Below are 15,991 nucleotides of genomic sequence, written 5' to 3'. Positions count from 1 at the left end.
TGATAAATAGGTCTGAGGAACGAGGCTCGAAATTAGATTTCCTTTACCAGAGATCTTATCAAAAATCTCATGCCAAAAAATTGTAATACAGGAGGACTCCGATTAGATATTCATGGGCGGAAACCTCTGAATACCTCATCGAGCATATGATCTTTCCGCCACACGCTAGCTGATGATTTAAATACAAGCTGGGACCATTTGCAACCAAGGATGAGATATAGATATCTACTTTTTGCACTACTATTTCTCGCCACAATTGCAGTAGTTTACGTTCATTATTACACCCCAGAAAGGAATTACAAGGATTTCAAGCAGTTTGAAGAGAATTCGACCGATAAATTCGAGAACAAGGTGGAGCATAAACTGGAGGTTGCTGGATGTCAGAAACCTAAGTACTATACAGAATTTAAGGAGGATCAAAAAGCCGTTTGTTTCGACTGCAACAGCTATGACATGTGTATGGAATACGATGATTTCTCGGAGACCCCATACAATAAAATCAAAGAATTCAAGAAAGACAGGGTCTACTTCAAGGGAGATGTAGACCAAGAAAAAACACATGCAATTAGAAGCAATAACCTAACTAGAAAATTAAACTGCGGATGCACAGGTCGCACATGCAAATGCGAAAACAAGATAACGGCGACAAGACTTAATGATGGCTATGTTTACACATACGAGGGTTCTGAAGTTATAGGTGGAGGAAGAGACAGGAGTGTTCTCGCAGCATACAAAATAGACGAAGAACTGGGAGGGGGTCAGTGCTCAACAACAACCACTCAAATCAAATGCCAAAACTTTAATGCCGATAAAGTAAGAGTTAATGATACACGCCATATGAGGCCAATTTATCCGTGAAAACCAGAATAATACTTGCTTTAGCGATAGTGATTATATCTCTTACAAGCATCGCAACCGCATACCACGATGAGGATTGGTATGGGACTCAGTACTGTGGTATCAATAATGGTGCTTTCGACACCTGTTATTATGATGAAACAGGTCATTATTGCCGTGAGTACGGTAATTGTGACGAAACCTATGGTAGGCAAACTTGTGACCCTGGACCCAAAGAATATTCGGAAAAAGACTCGCCTAGACCCGAGTGTTCCAGTTACTGTAAAGACCGTACTACAAAAGCAGAGCAGTCAGCCACCTGTGATACAAGCTCCAATGGCGGTTGGGAGTGTGAGGATTCTAGTACGAAAGATTGTACTGAAAAGGATGGTTGTGAGAACTTTAGGGATGGATGTGAGGATTATGATAATGATGGAAGAGAAGATGACTTGGTTGAAAGAGGAGATAGGGTGTTTCATACTTGTTCTAATGGCGGCTGCAAGGAAAGCACCAGAAGAAACGATGCCTCTAAATGTGAAAGCGTGCAATATGACCACGAAGAATGTACTGGCAAATGTACATGTACTGAGTGGAAAGATCAAGGCTGTGGAGGACATGATGGAGATTTTGATGGCGACAATTGTAAAGACACTGAAATGTCTCAGAGAAAAGAGTGCACCGATAAGTTCGGCTATTACTGTGGATCACAAGTAAGCTGGAGATGTGTGGAAAGAACTCAGTGTGGAGGTGACAAGAATGAGACCGGTGGATCTGGAACGGGTTCAGGCTCAGGCTCCGGGTCAGGTGTATCCGGTGATTGTGACTCCGACTCTGACTGTGGCGGAGGTACTAAATGTAGTTACTCTGACCAATGCGATGAAGTAGCAGATAAGAAAGTGGCCAGATGCAACAATCCTTCCACTAACAGCTCAACCTGTACAACATATACAACGACCAAAGGATGTCCAACAAGAAAGACAGATCCGACAGCAGACTACAGCTATGGCAAAAATGCAGAATACATAGATTATGACGCTTCCTCTTCAAGCAGCAACGACGGACCGCCAATCTACAGCTACTCATGGAGCCACGGAGACGGAGGCAGCAGCTCAGGACAGATCGCCTCCCACAAATACGGATCAAGAGGCAACTACGATACAAAACTAACCGTAACGAACGCGTGTGCAAGCGACTCGGAAACGAAGTACTACGTCTGGATAGACAGCAGAGGCACAGAAATGGTAGAAAGCCAGATCTCCTCACCCAACGCAAGATGGGGTTTGGACAAAAACACTGGAAGCAGTGACAAATGTGTCTACAGAGGCAAACTGAGATCAGAATCAACAACTATAGACATAGGGAGGAACAATGAGAACCTGGAAAAAGGCGGTCACTCGCTTGACGAGGAGGCTTGTGTCAGTGACTCGAATTCAGGAGCAGGAGGAAGATGGTGGGATAAAGATACAGAAGAAGCAGTTGAAGAGATAGGAGGCAAGGAATTTAATTATTACAAAGGCACCTGGGGTGGCAGATCGCTGCCAGCAACCGAAGAAGCCGGTATAGGATTCGGAAACGAAACACCTATCTGGGGTCCATACCTCGAGGGACAGAGAGATGATGATTATGATGAAACAGGAAACGAGCCAGACAACGGAAAAAGCAACCAAAACGATGTAAGATGGAATTTCTGGGGGATCCATAACCGCGTACAAGACCAATCCGATCAAAGAGAATTCGGTCCAGACAAGTACAGCTCGGAACCACACTCAAACAAAATCAAGAGATGGGCGTATTCACCAAACCTGAAACAATCAGTAGATAATACAGGAGAACCATACCCCCCAAGTAACTGTTACCCTAGAGACCAAGACACCAGACTAAGAACAGATGTAGGCGACAACTCGAAGAACAAAACCGATAAAGCATTCGCAAACAGTTACGCTGGATTGATTTCAGGTGATGGTACATGGAAAGATCCTGACGACCTAACCAAAGACCAGTTAGAATTCAACTGTGATATCGGTGGCAGCGACCTAGGTATCGGCCACAACACAGGAAGCCCCGACACAATGGATAACTCAGGTCTCGGAAAAACCTTTACAGCAGACATCAACTTCGACAAACTAAGTTACTCCAACCCTGACATGGAAAAACCGGTTTGTGGAGACGACGAAGACGAACACCTAATCGGAGAACTAGGTGAATCCGAGAAAGGAGAATGGGAAGACGGACAAATATACTGCACACCGGAAAGCATGAAAAACCAGTGTATAACCGATGAAAACGGTAACCTGAACTTCGAACCTAAAGGAAGTATACAGCAAAGAGATGAGAAAGGAGAAAGCTCCGGAAGACTCAAAAAAGACCAAGAAGTATGTGGAACCCACTCCAAAGGACTATCAATGTGGCTAGACCAAGACTACAGAGCCGACCTATGTCAAACCAATATACTGTACGGAAACGATGGTGCAAGATGGTTCACAAAAACTTACATCAAAGACCATCCAAAGGCTGTTACAGGAGGAATCGATGACTCCTGGAACCAACCACTGCAGACAGACAACCAAATCAGCCTTACCTCTGATCCCGAAAACGGAGAATACAACTCCAGTTACAGTCCTGTAGATACCGGTACCAGTTATTCAAACGTAGCTATACCGTCTAGAGGTACATCCGATTATGGTTTCTGCGGTGGAGATGATGCCTCAGAGTACCTGGTTACACAGGACTGTAGTTCACAGTACTGTGATACAGTTAGAAAGGTGATCGGTGTGAAGGAGAATCCTAATGCCTGTATCTTCGATGAGAATTATACTCGTTATGATACGAATGCTGATGTAAGAAAACTATATGATCCAGGTGAATCAGTGAATATTACACAGGTACAAGGAGATCCCAAGATCACGTGTTTCGACGGCACATGGTACTCAGACTTCCCAATCAACTTCAGAAACTCCAACCTAACGGTGCAATTAGGGGACTTCAAGACCACTAGTTTTGACATAGTTAATCCACGTGATAGTGCAACCACTTACGAGGTTACGATGGAGGATCCGGGGGGTAGTCCTTCGGCTTATCAGTTTGCTGATTTTCAGTCGACGGAGGGAACAAGTTTCAAGACCACTGTAAGCCCTGAATCCTCTCAGACACACCAAGTCAGGTTCTACGGCGGGAACACAAAGCTAGATAAGAGTGATCCTGAAAGCGAGCTTTACATTAGAGCCGATGCTGTTAACTCCAAAACATTTGGAAGTGACTCAACAATGGTAGATATAGTTAATGAAACAAGTGATCAGGGCCAGGGAACAAGACAAGTACCGGGAATACAGGGAATCCAGGTAATTGCATTACTGACCACAACAACACTTATCATCCTAAAACTGAGTTGAAGTGACGTCTTAGAGACTAGATCTATTTAGCGCAAAAAAATTTCTTTCAGTAATTGTTCACCGTATTTGTTCTCGAATATATTTGAGAATGGTTTCTATATCTTCAAGAATTTGTTGTGCATCTTCCTGTGTGAACTGCTTGTGAGGTATGTTGATTTCGTCTCCACGGATGTCGACATATTGTGTGTTGCTGCGGAGCTGCAGCCAGTGAAGAAGTAATTCCTCTATATCTTCTTCAGGACCATAGAGTTCTATAAATGTATTGATCATACTTGGATGGTCGCGAGGAATGACCTCATCTTCTTTTGCTATCCCTGCCGATATGGCTTGTTCTATGGCATCATACCCGTTTTTCACGACCTGTGCCCATAACTTTTCACCTGATTTTTCCGAAGACCTATAGATTGCTTTCGCGGATTCCAATGTAAGCTCTGCTTCTCGCAAGTATGCCTTGGCTTGTCTTTCATTGCTCATTGATCATGCACCTTCTCGGAATTTTGGAAGATTCTTCCCGGATCGTATACAATATGGAGTTCGTCTTTAATACTGTTGAGGAAGTCACTGTTGTTTTCTAGACTCTTTCTGTATTCCTCAATTGAGTATGCTTCCGTCATACATATTTTGCTGCCTTCCTCTGATTCTAACCGGATCGAGCCGAATTCTTCTGAGACCAATTTCTTTGTTTTCTTATCTTCTGTTATTACAAGGATATCAATATCGCCGTCCTCGTCTGCTTCTCCTCTTGCAACTGAACCGTAGATTGCGACTGATTTGATGTCTTTACGGTAATCTAGTTTGTTTTTGAGTTTCCACCAGTACCTTTCAACGTATGGTTGGAATTCTTTCTGGGGTAAACTCCATATTCTAAGGACGGTCTGTTTTTCGGGTGTAAGCTTGACGTTCTTTTGTGCGTATTGATCCGGTAATACGGTAATATATTGAATTAATCCGTCTTCGATACTATATTCGGTTTTGGGCCGGGTTTTCGCCTTTACTTTTTTCTTTGTTAAAACTTCTTGATCGTAGAGGTCTTCTAAGTGGTTGTAGACGGTATTTCTTGACTTACCGAGTTCATCTGCTAGTTCTGTGGGTGTCCAGGCCTGTTCGGATAGCTTTTGTAAGATTTCTTTCCTAGCCGTGCTGATCTCGAATACCATGGTTAGATATTCACATGAACATTTAACAATCTTACTTAGATACTCATATGAATAACTAACAAACTCGGCTTTAGTGTTTTGCTCAAAAAGTATATCAATAGTACAAAGCGACGCTAGTTCTCCTGCAACCTGAGTAGAATTAAACTTTAATTTCCGTATATTTCGTCTACTTTCTTCCAGTATTCTTCTGTACCGAATGCGATTTCATCTTTGGAATTGTCGTTTTCCATTGAGTACAGGTTTTTGAGACTGAAGGCTCCGTCTATATGTCCTACTGTAAGTGCTTCGTCAAGAACTTTTTCTTTGGTAGGTGAAAGATCCGTGAAGTAAAACTTGGCCTCATCAGTTCCATATTTGTATTTGATAACGGTCTCGGTATCGGAGTTGGCAAGTTTAATCTCAGATGTCTGGTTTCCATTTCCCTCATCCTTGTGCTCATAGTCTTGCTGTAGAAGTGATTGTTCTATGTCGGCAAAACTGAAGTCGGTATGATCTTCAGACAACTGTTTAATTAGATAGAGTCCGTTTCCTTCATCTCTTATCTGGTTGTGAAGCATAATTTAACACGTTAAATTGCTGTTTCTCGGTTTATAAATTTATTCTGTGACTTCTCTAACATTCCAGTCCGTTATATCGTCTTTTTCAATCACTGCATTGACTTGGTACTCATGACCGGAGTTTTTATCCATCACATAGAATCGGTAGATCATTTTGCCTTCGTCTTTTATGTTGAGTTCTGTTGTTTCGCAGAACCATCTGGCTCCATCCCTGTCCATTTTCAGGGTTTTAGCCGTTTCCCGGCAGATTGATGTTAGTTTGTTGCGGAAATCTTTCTTCATGATTAAAACCTCTAGTTGTGTCCAATAGGTAGTAAACCTGTAATAATTTTTATATAGATGACCGTAGGTATGTGAAGAGTTTCCTAAGAACAGCTAAGTATTACTAAAGATATCTTCTTCTGCGTTTCCTAATTCTATTATTATGCTGTGTTCTGACTAGGACAGATCATCTGCAATTTTACGGTAGTTCCGATTCCAAATATCTAATCTAAACTCTCCACTCGACTCAGCAAAAGTTTCATTTTCACCTTCTAACATCATAACTCGATCCCAGTTCCCTTCCTCGCCTTTGATCTCTTCAGATATCTCGATAGGAACTCTGAATTCATACTCCTCTATTTCGCCGTTAGGAAATCCTAGCACAGTCCCAATCTCAAAGCAACCGGTACGTTTTTCACCTTCAAGAATTTCTAACAATCTTTCTGCTGGAATATTTTTATCGAAATAGCTCAAGTACGGTCCTGGGAACCCAGGAACTGCATCAAGATAGAGGCTATGATCTTCTCTAATAACTGGTTTATCATATTCCTGTATGGCTTTTTCGACTGGGTGTCTTGCAACTTTCAAACTACTTGATGCCTGGGTCTCCGGGCTATCCTCATCAATTTGTTTTAGATCCACGCTTGTTCCTTCAAAAGCCTTTTCAGCTGACTTGAGTTTGTCAGGGTTACCTGTTAGAAGAAGTACTTCTCTTGTCATGCTGTTATCTGTATAAAGGTTGATTTGGTTTGTTGTTTAAATTGCCGTGTAGAACTTTACCTTTTTCTCTTGAACTTTTCGTTTAGTCTGTTGATGCGGCTTGCGTGTTCTTCGTGTCCTAGCATCCGGAATATCGGAGGTTCGGGTGAGTATGTTTTCCTTGTTTCATCCGACTCTGTATTTTCTCTGGCCAACTTTTCATTCGATGCAATTCTTTCGTATAGGTCATTGATTCTACCATCAACGTTCAGGATCCGGTTTTTCTCCGCTACCATCCTGGTTGGAGCACCTGTATCCAGATGAGGTTGGAGATATCTTTCATCTGCTTCTGTACCAATGTCGTTCAGGTAATGGGAAACAGTAACAAGATCATCAAAATTATTGATACTATGGCTTATACCATGGGATTTTTGGCTGAAGAGTTTATCTAGATTAATTTTGTTTTTCTTATCCTCTTTTTCGATGTATGCGACCAATGTTTCTTCTTCAATTAATTCATCTACAGAATCAAGAGCATCATATAATATTTCCAGAGATCCCTCAACGTCTTGGATCTTGTTTTTCAGTCTGTGCTCGCTTGTCTCATCGTTGTCGTAATTATTCAGGGCGCTAGTGTATTGATCCGTCCTATTTTCAAGTGTCATCGCAGCCCCGACAAGCTCATCCATTTCATCCAGGAACTCATCTCCTGTATACTCTGTATCCAACTTACAAACCATAAATTCAAAATAAAGCATCAATTCTTAATAGGGTCAATAAGGACTAGTCGGTATCAAGCTCAAGAATAGAACGATCACTGACATTCCAGTCAACTTTATCATCTACCTCAAGTTCCATCATCGCCGCCAGAGTCTTAGGTATCTGAACAGACAGAAAATCCTCTTCATCAGAATCCTTAACCTTGGCTTGACCTCTATCAACGGATCCTGTCTTCAGGCTGTAAAGATCCAGTTTATCCGAATTCATTTTCTCCGTCGAGCCTTCGTTGCTATCGGTGAACCAGATTTCAGAGTTCAGATCTTTGAAATCCTTGAACCATTTCATCTGAGAATGCCTTAATCCGTCGCCACCTCCTTTTACCTCAATAAACCGGTAACTGCCATCCTCATTAAAACCCAGAAAGTCCGGTACACCTGGCCGAAAAACATTTCCCAGGTCATTAATTCCTTCCTCCTGTACTTTCTGGTTGACCAGTTCACATATGTCCGGGTGTTTTTCCTCAAACTTTTCGATAGCTCTCGGAGTAGTCCTAAGAACATGGTCGAAGTTACTTTCTATTTTACTCCGGGCAACTTCCTCAGTATCAGTTATTTTTCTATCTGCCATGAATACTTCTCCTTTTCAAAACCTATATTTACAGTGGTTGGCCGAGATATTATATAGGAGTGGAACTCGCTGTTTGTTCCAACATTCTTCACTTCAACGTCTACATCATAACTTTCTTCGATACATTCTTCAACAGTAACTAGTTCCAGACCGTTTTCATCATAAGCTGTTCCATAGCAGACATCAATACATGTGAAATCACCACCTATACCAGGCAAATCTACTCTTTGATTGTATTTACTAGCGGCGGCTGATTCGTAGAAACCTACTTAGGAAAACGAGTTTTAATTTTTATCTGCAGAACTGGAGAGCTCCTACTATATAACGCACTGAACTTAATTTAAATTATGGAGATTCTGGATAGATTCCTATCGGCAAACTCAGAGGAAGAAAAATCAAAGAGATATTATTCCGCTTTTCATAGACGCATGCTGACCTATGGCAATATACTTGTATTTGCGGGAGTTACTTCAATAGCTATCTCAGCAGTTTTTGTAGATACTTTAGGAGACAAGTTATTTGTCCAGCTATCATCTCTGAGCAGTCTCATAGTTCTGTCCTCTGTCAGGTACTATAATAAGGCCAGGAAAGTCGAGGAAAAACTTTGAAGAAAAAATAAGGGAGACGGCGGGGAGAGAAGGGGTCAGTTGCAATCAGATCGTACTGTATAGATAATGAATTGTGAAGATAACATAGGGTCTTTTATATCCGTTCTAATGCTATGTTCCTGAGGTCGGAGAGAACGTCATTTAAGGTATTCTATGAGCTCTTGATTTCTTTCTATTAGCTCTTCTACTTCTTCATCTGACAGTCTGGAGTTTTTATGAGCTGTATTTTGTTTCATCTATTTCACCTGTTTTGAAGTAGTGGGCGATTTCCTCCACAGAGTATAGTCCGTGGTTATTCGCTACCTTACCTGTTAATTTATGATCGTTAGGCTTAAATTCTTTGTTGTTTCTTTCCAAGAATTTTTTAGCTATTAGGATTGCTGTTGTTGTGTTTCCGTCCTCGAAGACATGTTCTGAGGCTATTCGTTTAAGCAGGACTGCTGCACTTTTGTAGTGTCCTGGCGTGTTTCTAGCTTCTGTAATCACTTCTGGGATTCTTGTCAGCGGACTCACTCGTGTTCCAGGATATTTCTCCGGGTTTTGTTCCAGGACATCATCATGGACTTTTTCTATGTCTTCTACCGCTGGATACCAGTTTTTCTCCTTCATATTGAGTAGTTATAATGCAATCTTTATCTCTTTGCTGAAAAGATTAATTATCGATAGCGGTGGTATGATTATAGTGGGAAGCCCTCTAGTATTTGAGGGCCCATGCCTGAGGCGCCACCCTTTAAAAAGGGCTCACCATTCAGGACTCCCACATCCCTGTACTAGTCCCGTGACGCTAATAAGCCTATAGATTATCTGAAGGGCTATAGCTTTCCGATCAGATCCGCCAATTCCTTTACATCTTTGAGATCGTAGCCTTTCTCTTCAAATTTTTCCAGTGCTTCACCAACTGGTGCTTGTTCCTTTCTGAACATCTACTTTACTGGATATGCGTGTTTAATTTGTGAGATGATGGGGCCGGCAGGACTTGAACTTGCAACCTTCCGCTAGCTCCGTGAACTTTTGAAAGCTCGATTATCGTAGGCCATGTCTTTGCATCGCATGCTAGAGATTTAATCACTGACCGGTAACCGGTCTCATTCCTCCAAAAACAGTTTCTGGAGGCGGACGCTCTGCCAATTGAGCTACGACCCCTACAGTAACTCCTTCAAACCTCAGCTTTAAATGAGATTTTGACCGGAAGAAAGAAGAGAAAAAGAAGGTTTGATAACTAGACCATCGAAAGAGTAGCTGAGATGTAGGCTCCTGCAAGAAGCGCTCCAAGCAGACTTACCACGGCAATAATCCGAAGTACTCGCTGCCAGTCCTCGTCTACCGTATTCGAGAGACCTACCGAAACAAAACAAATTGAGGCCATAACTGCTACCCCAAGAAGGGTTCCGGCATAGGCTGGTGAAATACTCAAAGTAAACGCAGCTAGGACAGTAAAACCGTAGAACAACGGTTTGGAGATCTCTATAAGCTTATCATTCTCAGCTAAATCTATGTTTGTATCAATCATTGTTTCAAACTTTAAAACAAATTAGTAGAAGTTGGTATTAAAACTAACACAATGACAGAGATAAAACACAGGAACGGTATCAGAGTGGAAGGCGATACAAGTTTCGCTTTAGACAGTTACAAAGGCGATCAGGACTACAGTATAGTTTCACACGCACACGCAGATCATGCATTGAAAAAGGATTCAGGCACTGTCATATGTTCCCAGGTTACCAGAGAAATTACAGAGACAAGGTTTGACGTATCCATCGATACTGTTGAGTCTGAAAACGTTGAACTGATGTCTTCCGGCCATATAATAGGTTCTTCAGCTGCATTAATCAATGATGAAGTTCTTTACACAGGTGATGTGGCAACTAGGGACCGGGCCTATATTGACGGATTTGACCCTGTAAAAGCGGAGGAGCTCATAATAGAATCAACATATGGTATTCCAAGCTACCGTTTCCCGGATCAAAAAGAGATCGAGAAAGAGATTAAAGACTGGGTAAAGGACACTGAAAGACCTCTATTACTATTCGTTTACTCCCTTGGAAAAGCGCAGAAGATCCAGCATCTTGTCCAACAGGTAACTGATAAACCGATCATCGCCCACGGCGCTGTGAAGAAGATGAACGATGTCATAGAGAAAAACTCTGACCTGGATTTCCGTGCCATGAAATACAGTGAGAACAAATCGGTTCTAGAAGATAACGGCATAATGGTGGCCCCAACCCGTTGCTCACAGGCAAATTATATCGAAAACCTGGTCGAAAAACACGGCGGGGTAAAAGCAGGTTTCTCAGGATGGGCGGTGAATGATTCCTTCAAATACAGAGGAGAATACGACAAAGGATTCCCTTTCTCCGATCACTGTGACTTCGATGAATTAGTAGAAGTTGTAGAGAAAGTTGATCCGGAAAAAGTATACACCCACCACGGTTTCGACGAAGCATTTGCCTCATATCTCTCCCGGGAAAAAGACATTAACGCAAGGGCGCTAAAGAATAATCAGTCAAGTCTTACCGATTTCTGATGAATTCACTTGGATTTTAGGAAAGCCATGAATACCGTTTGATAACCTGATTTAGTACAACTAGCTCCCTGTTCCGATGTACAGCTGGTCCAGTGCTGCGTCTACAAATTTTTCTTCTTTGGAGTGGAGAAGTGGTTCAATATCTTCTACAGTTCTTCTCCCGGTTGATGTCAATTGGGTGCCAAACTCTTCACGTGCAGAGTTTAATACGTCAACTTTGTCCTTAAGTTGCTGCCTAATTTTACGGTTCTGTTCTTTTCCGTGGGAGTCAAAATCAGTTAGAACTGCGACTTTTTCCGCTCCCCTCTCAACATCCTCAGCGAGCAGTTCCGTTTTTCTCTCGGCGGAGAGAAATATTTTACCTTCGAACCCCAGTTTCCGCATTACTTGTTTGTCGCAGAAACCTTCAACTATCAGAGCATCTAGATCCCTATCTAGCCTATAAGTTACTTCAATCAGTTTTTGTTTCTGGCGGTATTTCTCTGTTCGCATAAAATTAATTTAGGTTGAACTAGAAAATTATAAGTTTGGAATGTGAAATCCTTGTGAACAGGCTGAAGGCCCGGGTCAATATCAACTACAAAAAAGTGGTTACAGGGAGTTCCTTGCCGATACTTTTTTGCCGAGCACAGGGTTAACTGAAGATCCAAATATGCTTTTAACCGAGTCTTTAAAGTCTTTGAAGCTTTTCTCCTGATCCGTACGGATACCGAAATCCTCTGTGACTTCAAACTCCAGAACAAACCTGTTGTCAACAACTTTACCCAGATCTGTATGTGAGTTCATGAAACTGTTCTTTATCTCATTTGCTGCCTTCTCCGGAAGGACTGCCTCTACCCTGTGTCTGATATCGTTTCGAGACGATACAGCCATCCTGAAATCTGTTTCTTCACCTTTTAACCTTATCTCGCCATCCTCAAACTCTTTCTCAGTTCTTATCTTCGGCTGGAAAATATCTACAACTTCAGAAGGTGACAGGACCCCAGCGGTTTCTCTAATTTCCCTTTCGATCTCTTCAGGTTTCACAAAATACTCTGATTCATGTTCCCCGAAAGTGTTGATCGCAGCATAGTAGACTTCCTTATCAATATTCTCAAGCACCTCCTTTATCTCCTCCGCTTTGTCATCCACCGACTTTACTACGTCCCAAGAGTAAGGTATGTCGAAAAGGAAAGCCACCTCCCGCTTTTCATGGGTTACAACTGCATCAACCGGAACACTGTAGTCGAAACTGCTGATAGGTGGTTCCTTAACTTCAAGACCGATATAATCCGATTCTATATCTTTCAACAGCTTGATCCCCTGCTGGAATCTATCCTCATACGGTTTCAGCGATCGGAAAAGTAATCGGGCCTGGCTCTGTGTCAGCTCCTGCCTCTCCATCATTTTGGAGACATCTCTAACTACTCGATCAGTATCAGTATAGACAAGTTCTTTCTGCAGGAACTGGTGCAGCGAGTTGAATGCAACTGATTCAAACTCTTTCACTCGGGAATCCGATGAGGTCACGAAGATACCTCTGAAGCTGTATTCTGATATTTCCGATATTTCGAGCCCGGCGTCTATAGGATTGGCCTGAAGCATTTCGATATAGTTCTGCATTCTCTGGAGATCTTCTTTATCTACTTCTCCTTTGTTTTTGGCATCGATAACCCAGATTTCCTTTTTTTCCTCCCGACAAATTCTTCCAAAACAGTCAGGCCTAGAATCATCGCTGAGACTTCCGACTCTCTCGAAGAAGTCAAAGTATCCTTCGTACTGCCTCAGTACATCGAGAACGTCTCTCTGGAAGACCTCCCAGTCACTCATCTTCTTCTAAAACCTCATAGTCATCAATCTCCCCGTCTCCATCCATGTCTTGCCCCCTGATTACAGTGTATGTCTGTCCTGCTTCAAATAAATGATCCACATCCTTGAAAGCCTGAACAGCTGCTCGAGTGCCATCACTTTGAACGCCCGCAATCAGGTAAACATACTTATTCTCAGATTCAGGATTCTCCGCTCGGGCTATAAATCCGGCTTTTGCATCAGTATAACTGTTCTCAGGTGTATCAAAACCTCTGTAAGGAAAGCTTTCTCCCTCAAAGCTGACAGGGAACTCATCATTGAAACGTCTGGTTACAGTATTTGTCAGCACCCCTCCTATCATCAGGAGGTTCTGTTCAAAAGCCTCTGACAGGAATATCTCCGTGTCAAGCCGGATACTTGATTCAGTTGTGCTTGCATACTTACCCAGTTTCAACCCCACTTCTCCCGCCAGATGTCCGTCCCGGGCTCTTACCTGGTCCGGCCCATGTTCATCAGGAGAACCAACTACAATCTTTCCATCCAGTTTCCCGTCTTCTACGAGAGGCTGAAGAAAGCTTCCAGCATCTTCGAAAGGCTCAAAGTTTGTATTCGAACCCTCAGCACCCAGATCAATATGAAAGGCATCTTCTGAAGGAGTGTAGAATGTTGCAATGCCTCCTGATTTTTCCTCCTGTCTCTCTTCGCTGATCAAACCGGCTTCCTCCAGAATTCTGAAATGGTAGTATGCTTTCTGCTTCGGTATTTCAAGCTCTTTGGAGATTTTCGCAGGGTAGGAAGGGTTCTCCCCCAGTTTTCTCATTATTTTTACACGGATAGGATCGCTCAGTGCTTTCAGCTCTTCCTCCCGGATTTCCTCTGACTCTACTATCTCGCTGTTGTCCCTGAGAATCCTTACCATTAAGACAGAATTATTACCGGTGTTATAAATTTGTTACTGCATCTCCGGGAAATACCGTGAAAACCATCATCTAATATATAAGTATGCCGGAAACCTGTCAGAGAAAGCTTGAACTGGCTTATTTATAAGATAAGAACTGTGTTTTATTGGATGTAGTTATGTGCGGAATAATCGGTTATAAGGGAAGTGAGGACGCTTCAGGAATAGTCAGAAAAGCCCTGGAAAAACTTGAGTACAGAGGTTATGACTCTGCGGGGATCGCCACGGTAGGAAATCCATCGCTCAAGATAGAGAAGGGAGAAGGAACGATTGAAGATGTCTTAGATACAGATATCGAGGAACAGCTTGATGGAAAAACAGGGATTGGACACACCCGCTGGGCCACACATGGAGAGGTAAACGATACTAACGCCCACCCGCATGTAGGGGAAGACAAACATGTTGCGGTTGTACATAACGGTATAATCAACAACCATGAGGAGATAAAGCAGGAACTTGACGTGGAGATGAAGTCCGATACAGATACAGAGGTAATACCCCATCTGATCGAGAGAGAACTGGAGAAAGCTAACGGTCTTAAGGAAGTGTGTGAAAATGTTATGGACAGGATAGAGGGTTCCTACGCTGTTCTCGCCAGTTTAAACACAGGAGAAATGCTTGCCATGAAACAGGGTTCACCACTTGTAGTCTCAGAAACCGATGGTGAAATCTTCCTGGGATCCGATGTTACTCCTTTCCTCAACCAAGTTGAAGACGCCTATTTCTTCGAGGACCGCGACTACGCAGTAATTGACGAAGAAATCCAGATATACAGTCAAGGTAAAAAGAAAGATTTCGAATACAGGGAGATAGACTGGGACGCAGGAGAAGCCTCAAAACAGGGTTACAACCACTTCATGGAGAAAGAGATCTACGAGCAGTCCACAACTATCAAGAGAGCCGCGCTTCAGGACCGGAAAGATATGGAGAAGTCAGTGGATATGATAGAAAATGCTGAAAGAGTGTACCTGACCGGATGTGGAACATCCAGCTACGCCGCATCACTGGGAGCCAAGTATCTGCGAGAGGCAGGGCATAGAGTTGAAGTAGAGCAGTCACATGAACTTGAATACAGATCCGATGAAATAACTGAAGACGACCTGATTATTGCGATCAGCCAGAGCGGGGAAACAGCGGACTTGCTCTCACTCCTTGACGAAGTTGATGCAGAAGTGCTTTCAATCGTCAATGTTGTCGGATCCACACTTGACAGACAGTCGGGGCATACCCTTTATGTCAATGCAGGTCCGGAAATAGGGGTCGCATCCACAAAGGCTTTCACCGCCCAGCTTACAGTACTGAAAATGATGAGTTACACCGCTCAGGGAGAACTGGAAGCCGGTAGAGAATCACTAGTTGAAACAGCTTCAAAAGTTGAGAACGTTCTCAAGGAAAATGAAGAGACAGTTACAGAACTCAGTAAATACTTACAGAAAAAGGAGAACGTTTACTTCATCGGGAGAAGCACAGGGTACGAAATTGCCAGGGAATCGGCGCTGAAGCTGAAAGAACTGTCCTACATACATGCAGAATCATTTCCCGGCGGCGAGTTCAAACACGGAACCCTCGCGCTTATAGAAGAAGGAGTACCTGTAGTCGGAATTCTTGGAGAGGGGGATGAAGAAATGATGTCGAATATTGCAGAGGCCAAGAGCCGGGGCGCAGACATAATCGGTTCCGGGAAAGAAAAAATTGAAGGTTTCAAACAGTTTATCCAGATACCAGATGATGAGAACTCTGAAATCCTGCAGATTGTGCCTTTCCAGATGCTTGCATACAAGACTGCACTGAAGAAAGGAAATAACCCTGATAAGCCCAGAAACTTGGCGAAGAGCGTTACTGTAAAGTAAGCCATATATTAAATAA

Annotated in this window: 19 protein-coding genes; 6 read left to right on the top strand and 13 right to left on the bottom strand. The window is 42.8% G+C overall.

The annotated features are described in order from the left end of the window. Positions 1-210 precede the first annotated feature (210 nt). From BRC29_03800 to BRC29_03790, 3 genes are all read left to right on the top strand, one after another. On the top strand, positions 211-858 hold the full coding sequence (locus BRC29_03800) for a hypothetical protein (protein PSG99223.1): 648 nt from the start codon (positions 211-213) through the stop codon (positions 856-858). A gap of 69 nt (positions 859-927) precedes the next feature. Continuing rightward, positions 928-1,551, top strand: coding sequence for a hypothetical protein (locus BRC29_03795; protein PSG99222.1), 624 nt, complete (start codon positions 928-930; stop codon positions 1,549-1,551). Further along, positions 1,494-4,226, top strand: a complete 2,733-nt coding sequence (locus BRC29_03790) for a hypothetical protein (protein PSG99221.1) — start codon at positions 1,494-1,496, stop codon at positions 4,224-4,226. The genes BRC29_03795 and BRC29_03790 overlap by 58 nt, the downstream gene beginning before the upstream one ends. A 57-nt stretch (positions 4,227-4,283) precedes the next feature. On the opposite strand, the gene BRC29_03785 is transcribed toward BRC29_03790, so the two are convergent. From BRC29_03785 to BRC29_03750, 8 genes are all read right to left on the bottom strand, one after another. Continuing rightward, positions 4,284-4,700, bottom strand: coding sequence for a hypothetical protein (locus tag BRC29_03785; GenBank protein PSG99220.1), 417 nt, complete (start codon positions 4,698-4,700; stop codon positions 4,284-4,286). Next, complete coding sequence (locus tag BRC29_03780; GenBank protein PSG99219.1) at positions 4,697-5,383, bottom strand: hypothetical protein; 687 nt, start codon at positions 5,381-5,383, stop codon at positions 4,697-4,699. The genes BRC29_03785 and BRC29_03780 overlap by 4 nt, the downstream gene beginning before the upstream one ends. Before the next feature lie 146 nt (positions 5,384-5,529). After that, complete coding sequence (locus BRC29_03775) at positions 5,530-5,940, bottom strand: hypothetical protein (GenBank protein ID PSG99218.1); 411 nt, start codon at positions 5,938-5,940, stop codon at positions 5,530-5,532. A gap of 39 nt (positions 5,941-5,979) precedes the next feature. Continuing rightward, complete coding sequence (locus BRC29_03770; protein PSG99217.1) at positions 5,980-6,222, bottom strand: hypothetical protein; 243 nt, start codon at positions 6,220-6,222, stop codon at positions 5,980-5,982. 156 nt (positions 6,223-6,378) lie between these two features. Continuing rightward, on the bottom strand, positions 6,379-6,921 hold the full coding sequence (locus BRC29_03765; protein PSG99216.1) for a hypothetical protein: 543 nt from the start codon (positions 6,919-6,921) through the stop codon (positions 6,379-6,381). 56 nt (positions 6,922-6,977) lie between these two features. Beyond that, a complete protein-coding gene (locus tag BRC29_03760) occupies positions 6,978-7,640 on the bottom strand; it encodes a hypothetical protein (GenBank protein PSG99215.1) in 663 nt (220 codons plus the stop codon). A gap of 43 nt (positions 7,641-7,683) precedes the next feature. Further along, a complete protein-coding gene (locus BRC29_03755) occupies positions 7,684-8,247 on the bottom strand; it encodes a hypothetical protein (GenBank protein PSG99214.1) in 564 nt (187 codons plus the stop codon). Next, positions 8,229-8,465, bottom strand: a complete 237-nt coding sequence (locus BRC29_03750; GenBank protein PSG99213.1) for a hypothetical protein — start codon at positions 8,463-8,465, stop codon at positions 8,229-8,231. The genes BRC29_03755 and BRC29_03750 overlap by 19 nt, the downstream gene beginning before the upstream one ends. A gap of 129 nt (positions 8,466-8,594) precedes the next feature. Between BRC29_03750 and BRC29_03745 the strand changes: the two genes are divergently transcribed. Further along, the gene (locus tag BRC29_03745) at positions 8,595-8,855 is read left to right on the top strand and encodes a hypothetical protein (GenBank protein PSG99212.1); all 261 of its coding nucleotides are present in this window, start codon (positions 8,595-8,597) and stop codon (positions 8,853-8,855) included. Positions 8,856-9,068: 213 nt separating this feature from the next. Here BRC29_03745 and BRC29_03740 read toward each other — a convergent pair whose 3' ends face one another. Together BRC29_03740 and BRC29_03735 are read right to left on the bottom strand one after the other, a co-directional pair. After that, entirely contained in the window at positions 9,069-9,464 is a 396-nt protein-coding gene (locus tag BRC29_03740) for a hypothetical protein (protein PSG99211.1), read from the bottom strand. 610 nt (positions 9,465-10,074) lie between these two features. Next, the gene (locus BRC29_03735; protein ID PSG99210.1) at positions 10,075-10,365 is read right to left on the bottom strand and encodes a hypothetical protein; all 291 of its coding nucleotides are present in this window, start codon (positions 10,363-10,365) and stop codon (positions 10,075-10,077) included. 51 nt (positions 10,366-10,416) lie between these two features. Between BRC29_03735 and BRC29_03730 the strand changes: the two genes are divergently transcribed. After that, positions 10,417-11,379: an mRNA cleavage and polyadenylation specificity factor-like protein gene (locus BRC29_03730; GenBank protein ID PSG99209.1), complete on the top strand. Its 963-nt coding sequence runs from the start codon at positions 10,417-10,419 to the stop codon at positions 11,377-11,379. A gap of 60 nt (positions 11,380-11,439) precedes the next feature. Here BRC29_03730 and BRC29_03725 read toward each other — a convergent pair whose 3' ends face one another. The 3 genes from BRC29_03725 to BRC29_03715 form a co-directional block, all read right to left on the bottom strand. Continuing rightward, the gene (locus BRC29_03725; GenBank protein PSG99208.1) at positions 11,440-11,871 is read right to left on the bottom strand and encodes a hypothetical protein; all 432 of its coding nucleotides are present in this window, start codon (positions 11,869-11,871) and stop codon (positions 11,440-11,442) included. Positions 11,872-11,970: 99 nt separating this feature from the next. Then, on the bottom strand, positions 11,971-13,188 hold the full coding sequence (locus tag BRC29_03720; GenBank protein PSG99207.1) for a hypothetical protein: 1,218 nt from the start codon (positions 13,186-13,188) through the stop codon (positions 11,971-11,973). Continuing rightward, positions 13,181-14,086: a hypothetical protein gene (locus BRC29_03715; GenBank protein PSG99206.1), complete on the bottom strand. Its 906-nt coding sequence runs from the start codon at positions 14,084-14,086 to the stop codon at positions 13,181-13,183. The genes BRC29_03720 and BRC29_03715 overlap by 8 nt, the downstream gene beginning before the upstream one ends. A 158-nt stretch (positions 14,087-14,244) precedes the next feature. Between BRC29_03715 and glmS the strand changes: the two genes are divergently transcribed. After that, complete coding sequence (gene glmS, locus BRC29_03710; protein ID PSG99205.1) at positions 14,245-15,975, top strand: glutamine--fructose-6-phosphate transaminase (isomerizing); 1,731 nt, start codon at positions 14,245-14,247, stop codon at positions 15,973-15,975. Positions 15,976-15,991 lie beyond the last annotated feature (16 nt).

Source organism: Nanohaloarchaea archaeon SW_7_43_1, assembly GCA_003009795.1.
Classification (GTDB): domain Archaea; phylum Nanohalarchaeota; class Nanosalinia; order Nanosalinales; family Nanosalinaceae; genus SW-4-43-9.
Note: the sequence above shows the minus strand (reverse complement) of the source record. Positions and strands in the feature narration are given on the sequence as shown.

Excerpts from the sequence above, each read along its gene's own strand:
- BRC29_03800 (PSG99223.1), top strand. The coding sequence starts at position 211 with ATGAGATATAGATATCTACTTTTTGCACTACTATTTCTCGCCACAATT.
- BRC29_03795 (PSG99222.1), top strand. The coding sequence starts at position 928 with ATGAGGATTGGTATGGGACTCAGTACTGTGGTATCAATAATGGTGCTT.
- BRC29_03790 (PSG99221.1), top strand. The coding sequence starts at position 1,494 with ATGTCTCAGAGAAAAGAGTGCACCGATAAGTTCGGCTATTACTGTGGA.
- BRC29_03785 (PSG99220.1), bottom strand. The coding sequence starts at position 4,700 with ATGAGCAATGAAAGACAAGCCAAGGCATACTTGCGAGAAGCAGAGCTT.
- BRC29_03780 (PSG99219.1), bottom strand. The coding sequence starts at position 5,383 with ATGGTATTCGAGATCAGCACGGCTAGGAAAGAAATCTTACAAAAGCTA.
- BRC29_03775 (PSG99218.1), bottom strand. The coding sequence starts at position 5,940 with ATGCTTCACAACCAGATAAGAGATGAAGGAAACGGACTCTATCTAATT.
- BRC29_03770 (PSG99217.1), bottom strand. The coding sequence starts at position 6,222 with ATGAAGAAAGATTTCCGCAACAAACTAACATCAATCTGCCGGGAAACG.
- BRC29_03765 (PSG99216.1), bottom strand. The coding sequence starts at position 6,921 with ATGACAAGAGAAGTACTTCTTCTAACAGGTAACCCTGACAAACTCAAG.
- BRC29_03760 (PSG99215.1), bottom strand. The coding sequence starts at position 7,640 with ATGGTTTGTAAGTTGGATACAGAGTATACAGGAGATGAGTTCCTGGAT.
- BRC29_03755 (PSG99214.1), bottom strand. The coding sequence starts at position 8,247 with ATGGCAGATAGAAAAATAACTGATACTGAGGAAGTTGCCCGGAGTAAA.
- BRC29_03745 (PSG99212.1), top strand. The coding sequence starts at position 8,595 with ATGGAGATTCTGGATAGATTCCTATCGGCAAACTCAGAGGAAGAAAAA.
- BRC29_03740 (PSG99211.1), bottom strand. The coding sequence starts at position 9,464 with ATGAAGGAGAAAAACTGGTATCCAGCGGTAGAAGACATAGAAAAAGTC.
- BRC29_03735 (PSG99210.1), bottom strand. The coding sequence starts at position 10,365 with ATGATTGATACAAACATAGATTTAGCTGAGAATGATAAGCTTATAGAG.
- BRC29_03730 (PSG99209.1), top strand. The coding sequence starts at position 10,417 with ATGACAGAGATAAAACACAGGAACGGTATCAGAGTGGAAGGCGATACA.
- BRC29_03725 (PSG99208.1), bottom strand. The coding sequence starts at position 11,871 with ATGCGAACAGAGAAATACCGCCAGAAACAAAAACTGATTGAAGTAACT.
- BRC29_03720 (PSG99207.1), bottom strand. The coding sequence starts at position 13,188 with ATGAGTGACTGGGAGGTCTTCCAGAGAGACGTTCTCGATGTACTGAGG.
- BRC29_03715 (PSG99206.1), bottom strand. The coding sequence starts at position 14,086 with ATGGTAAGGATTCTCAGGGACAACAGCGAGATAGTAGAGTCAGAGGAA.
- glmS (PSG99205.1), top strand. The coding sequence starts at position 14,245 with ATGTGCGGAATAATCGGTTATAAGGGAAGTGAGGACGCTTCAGGAATA.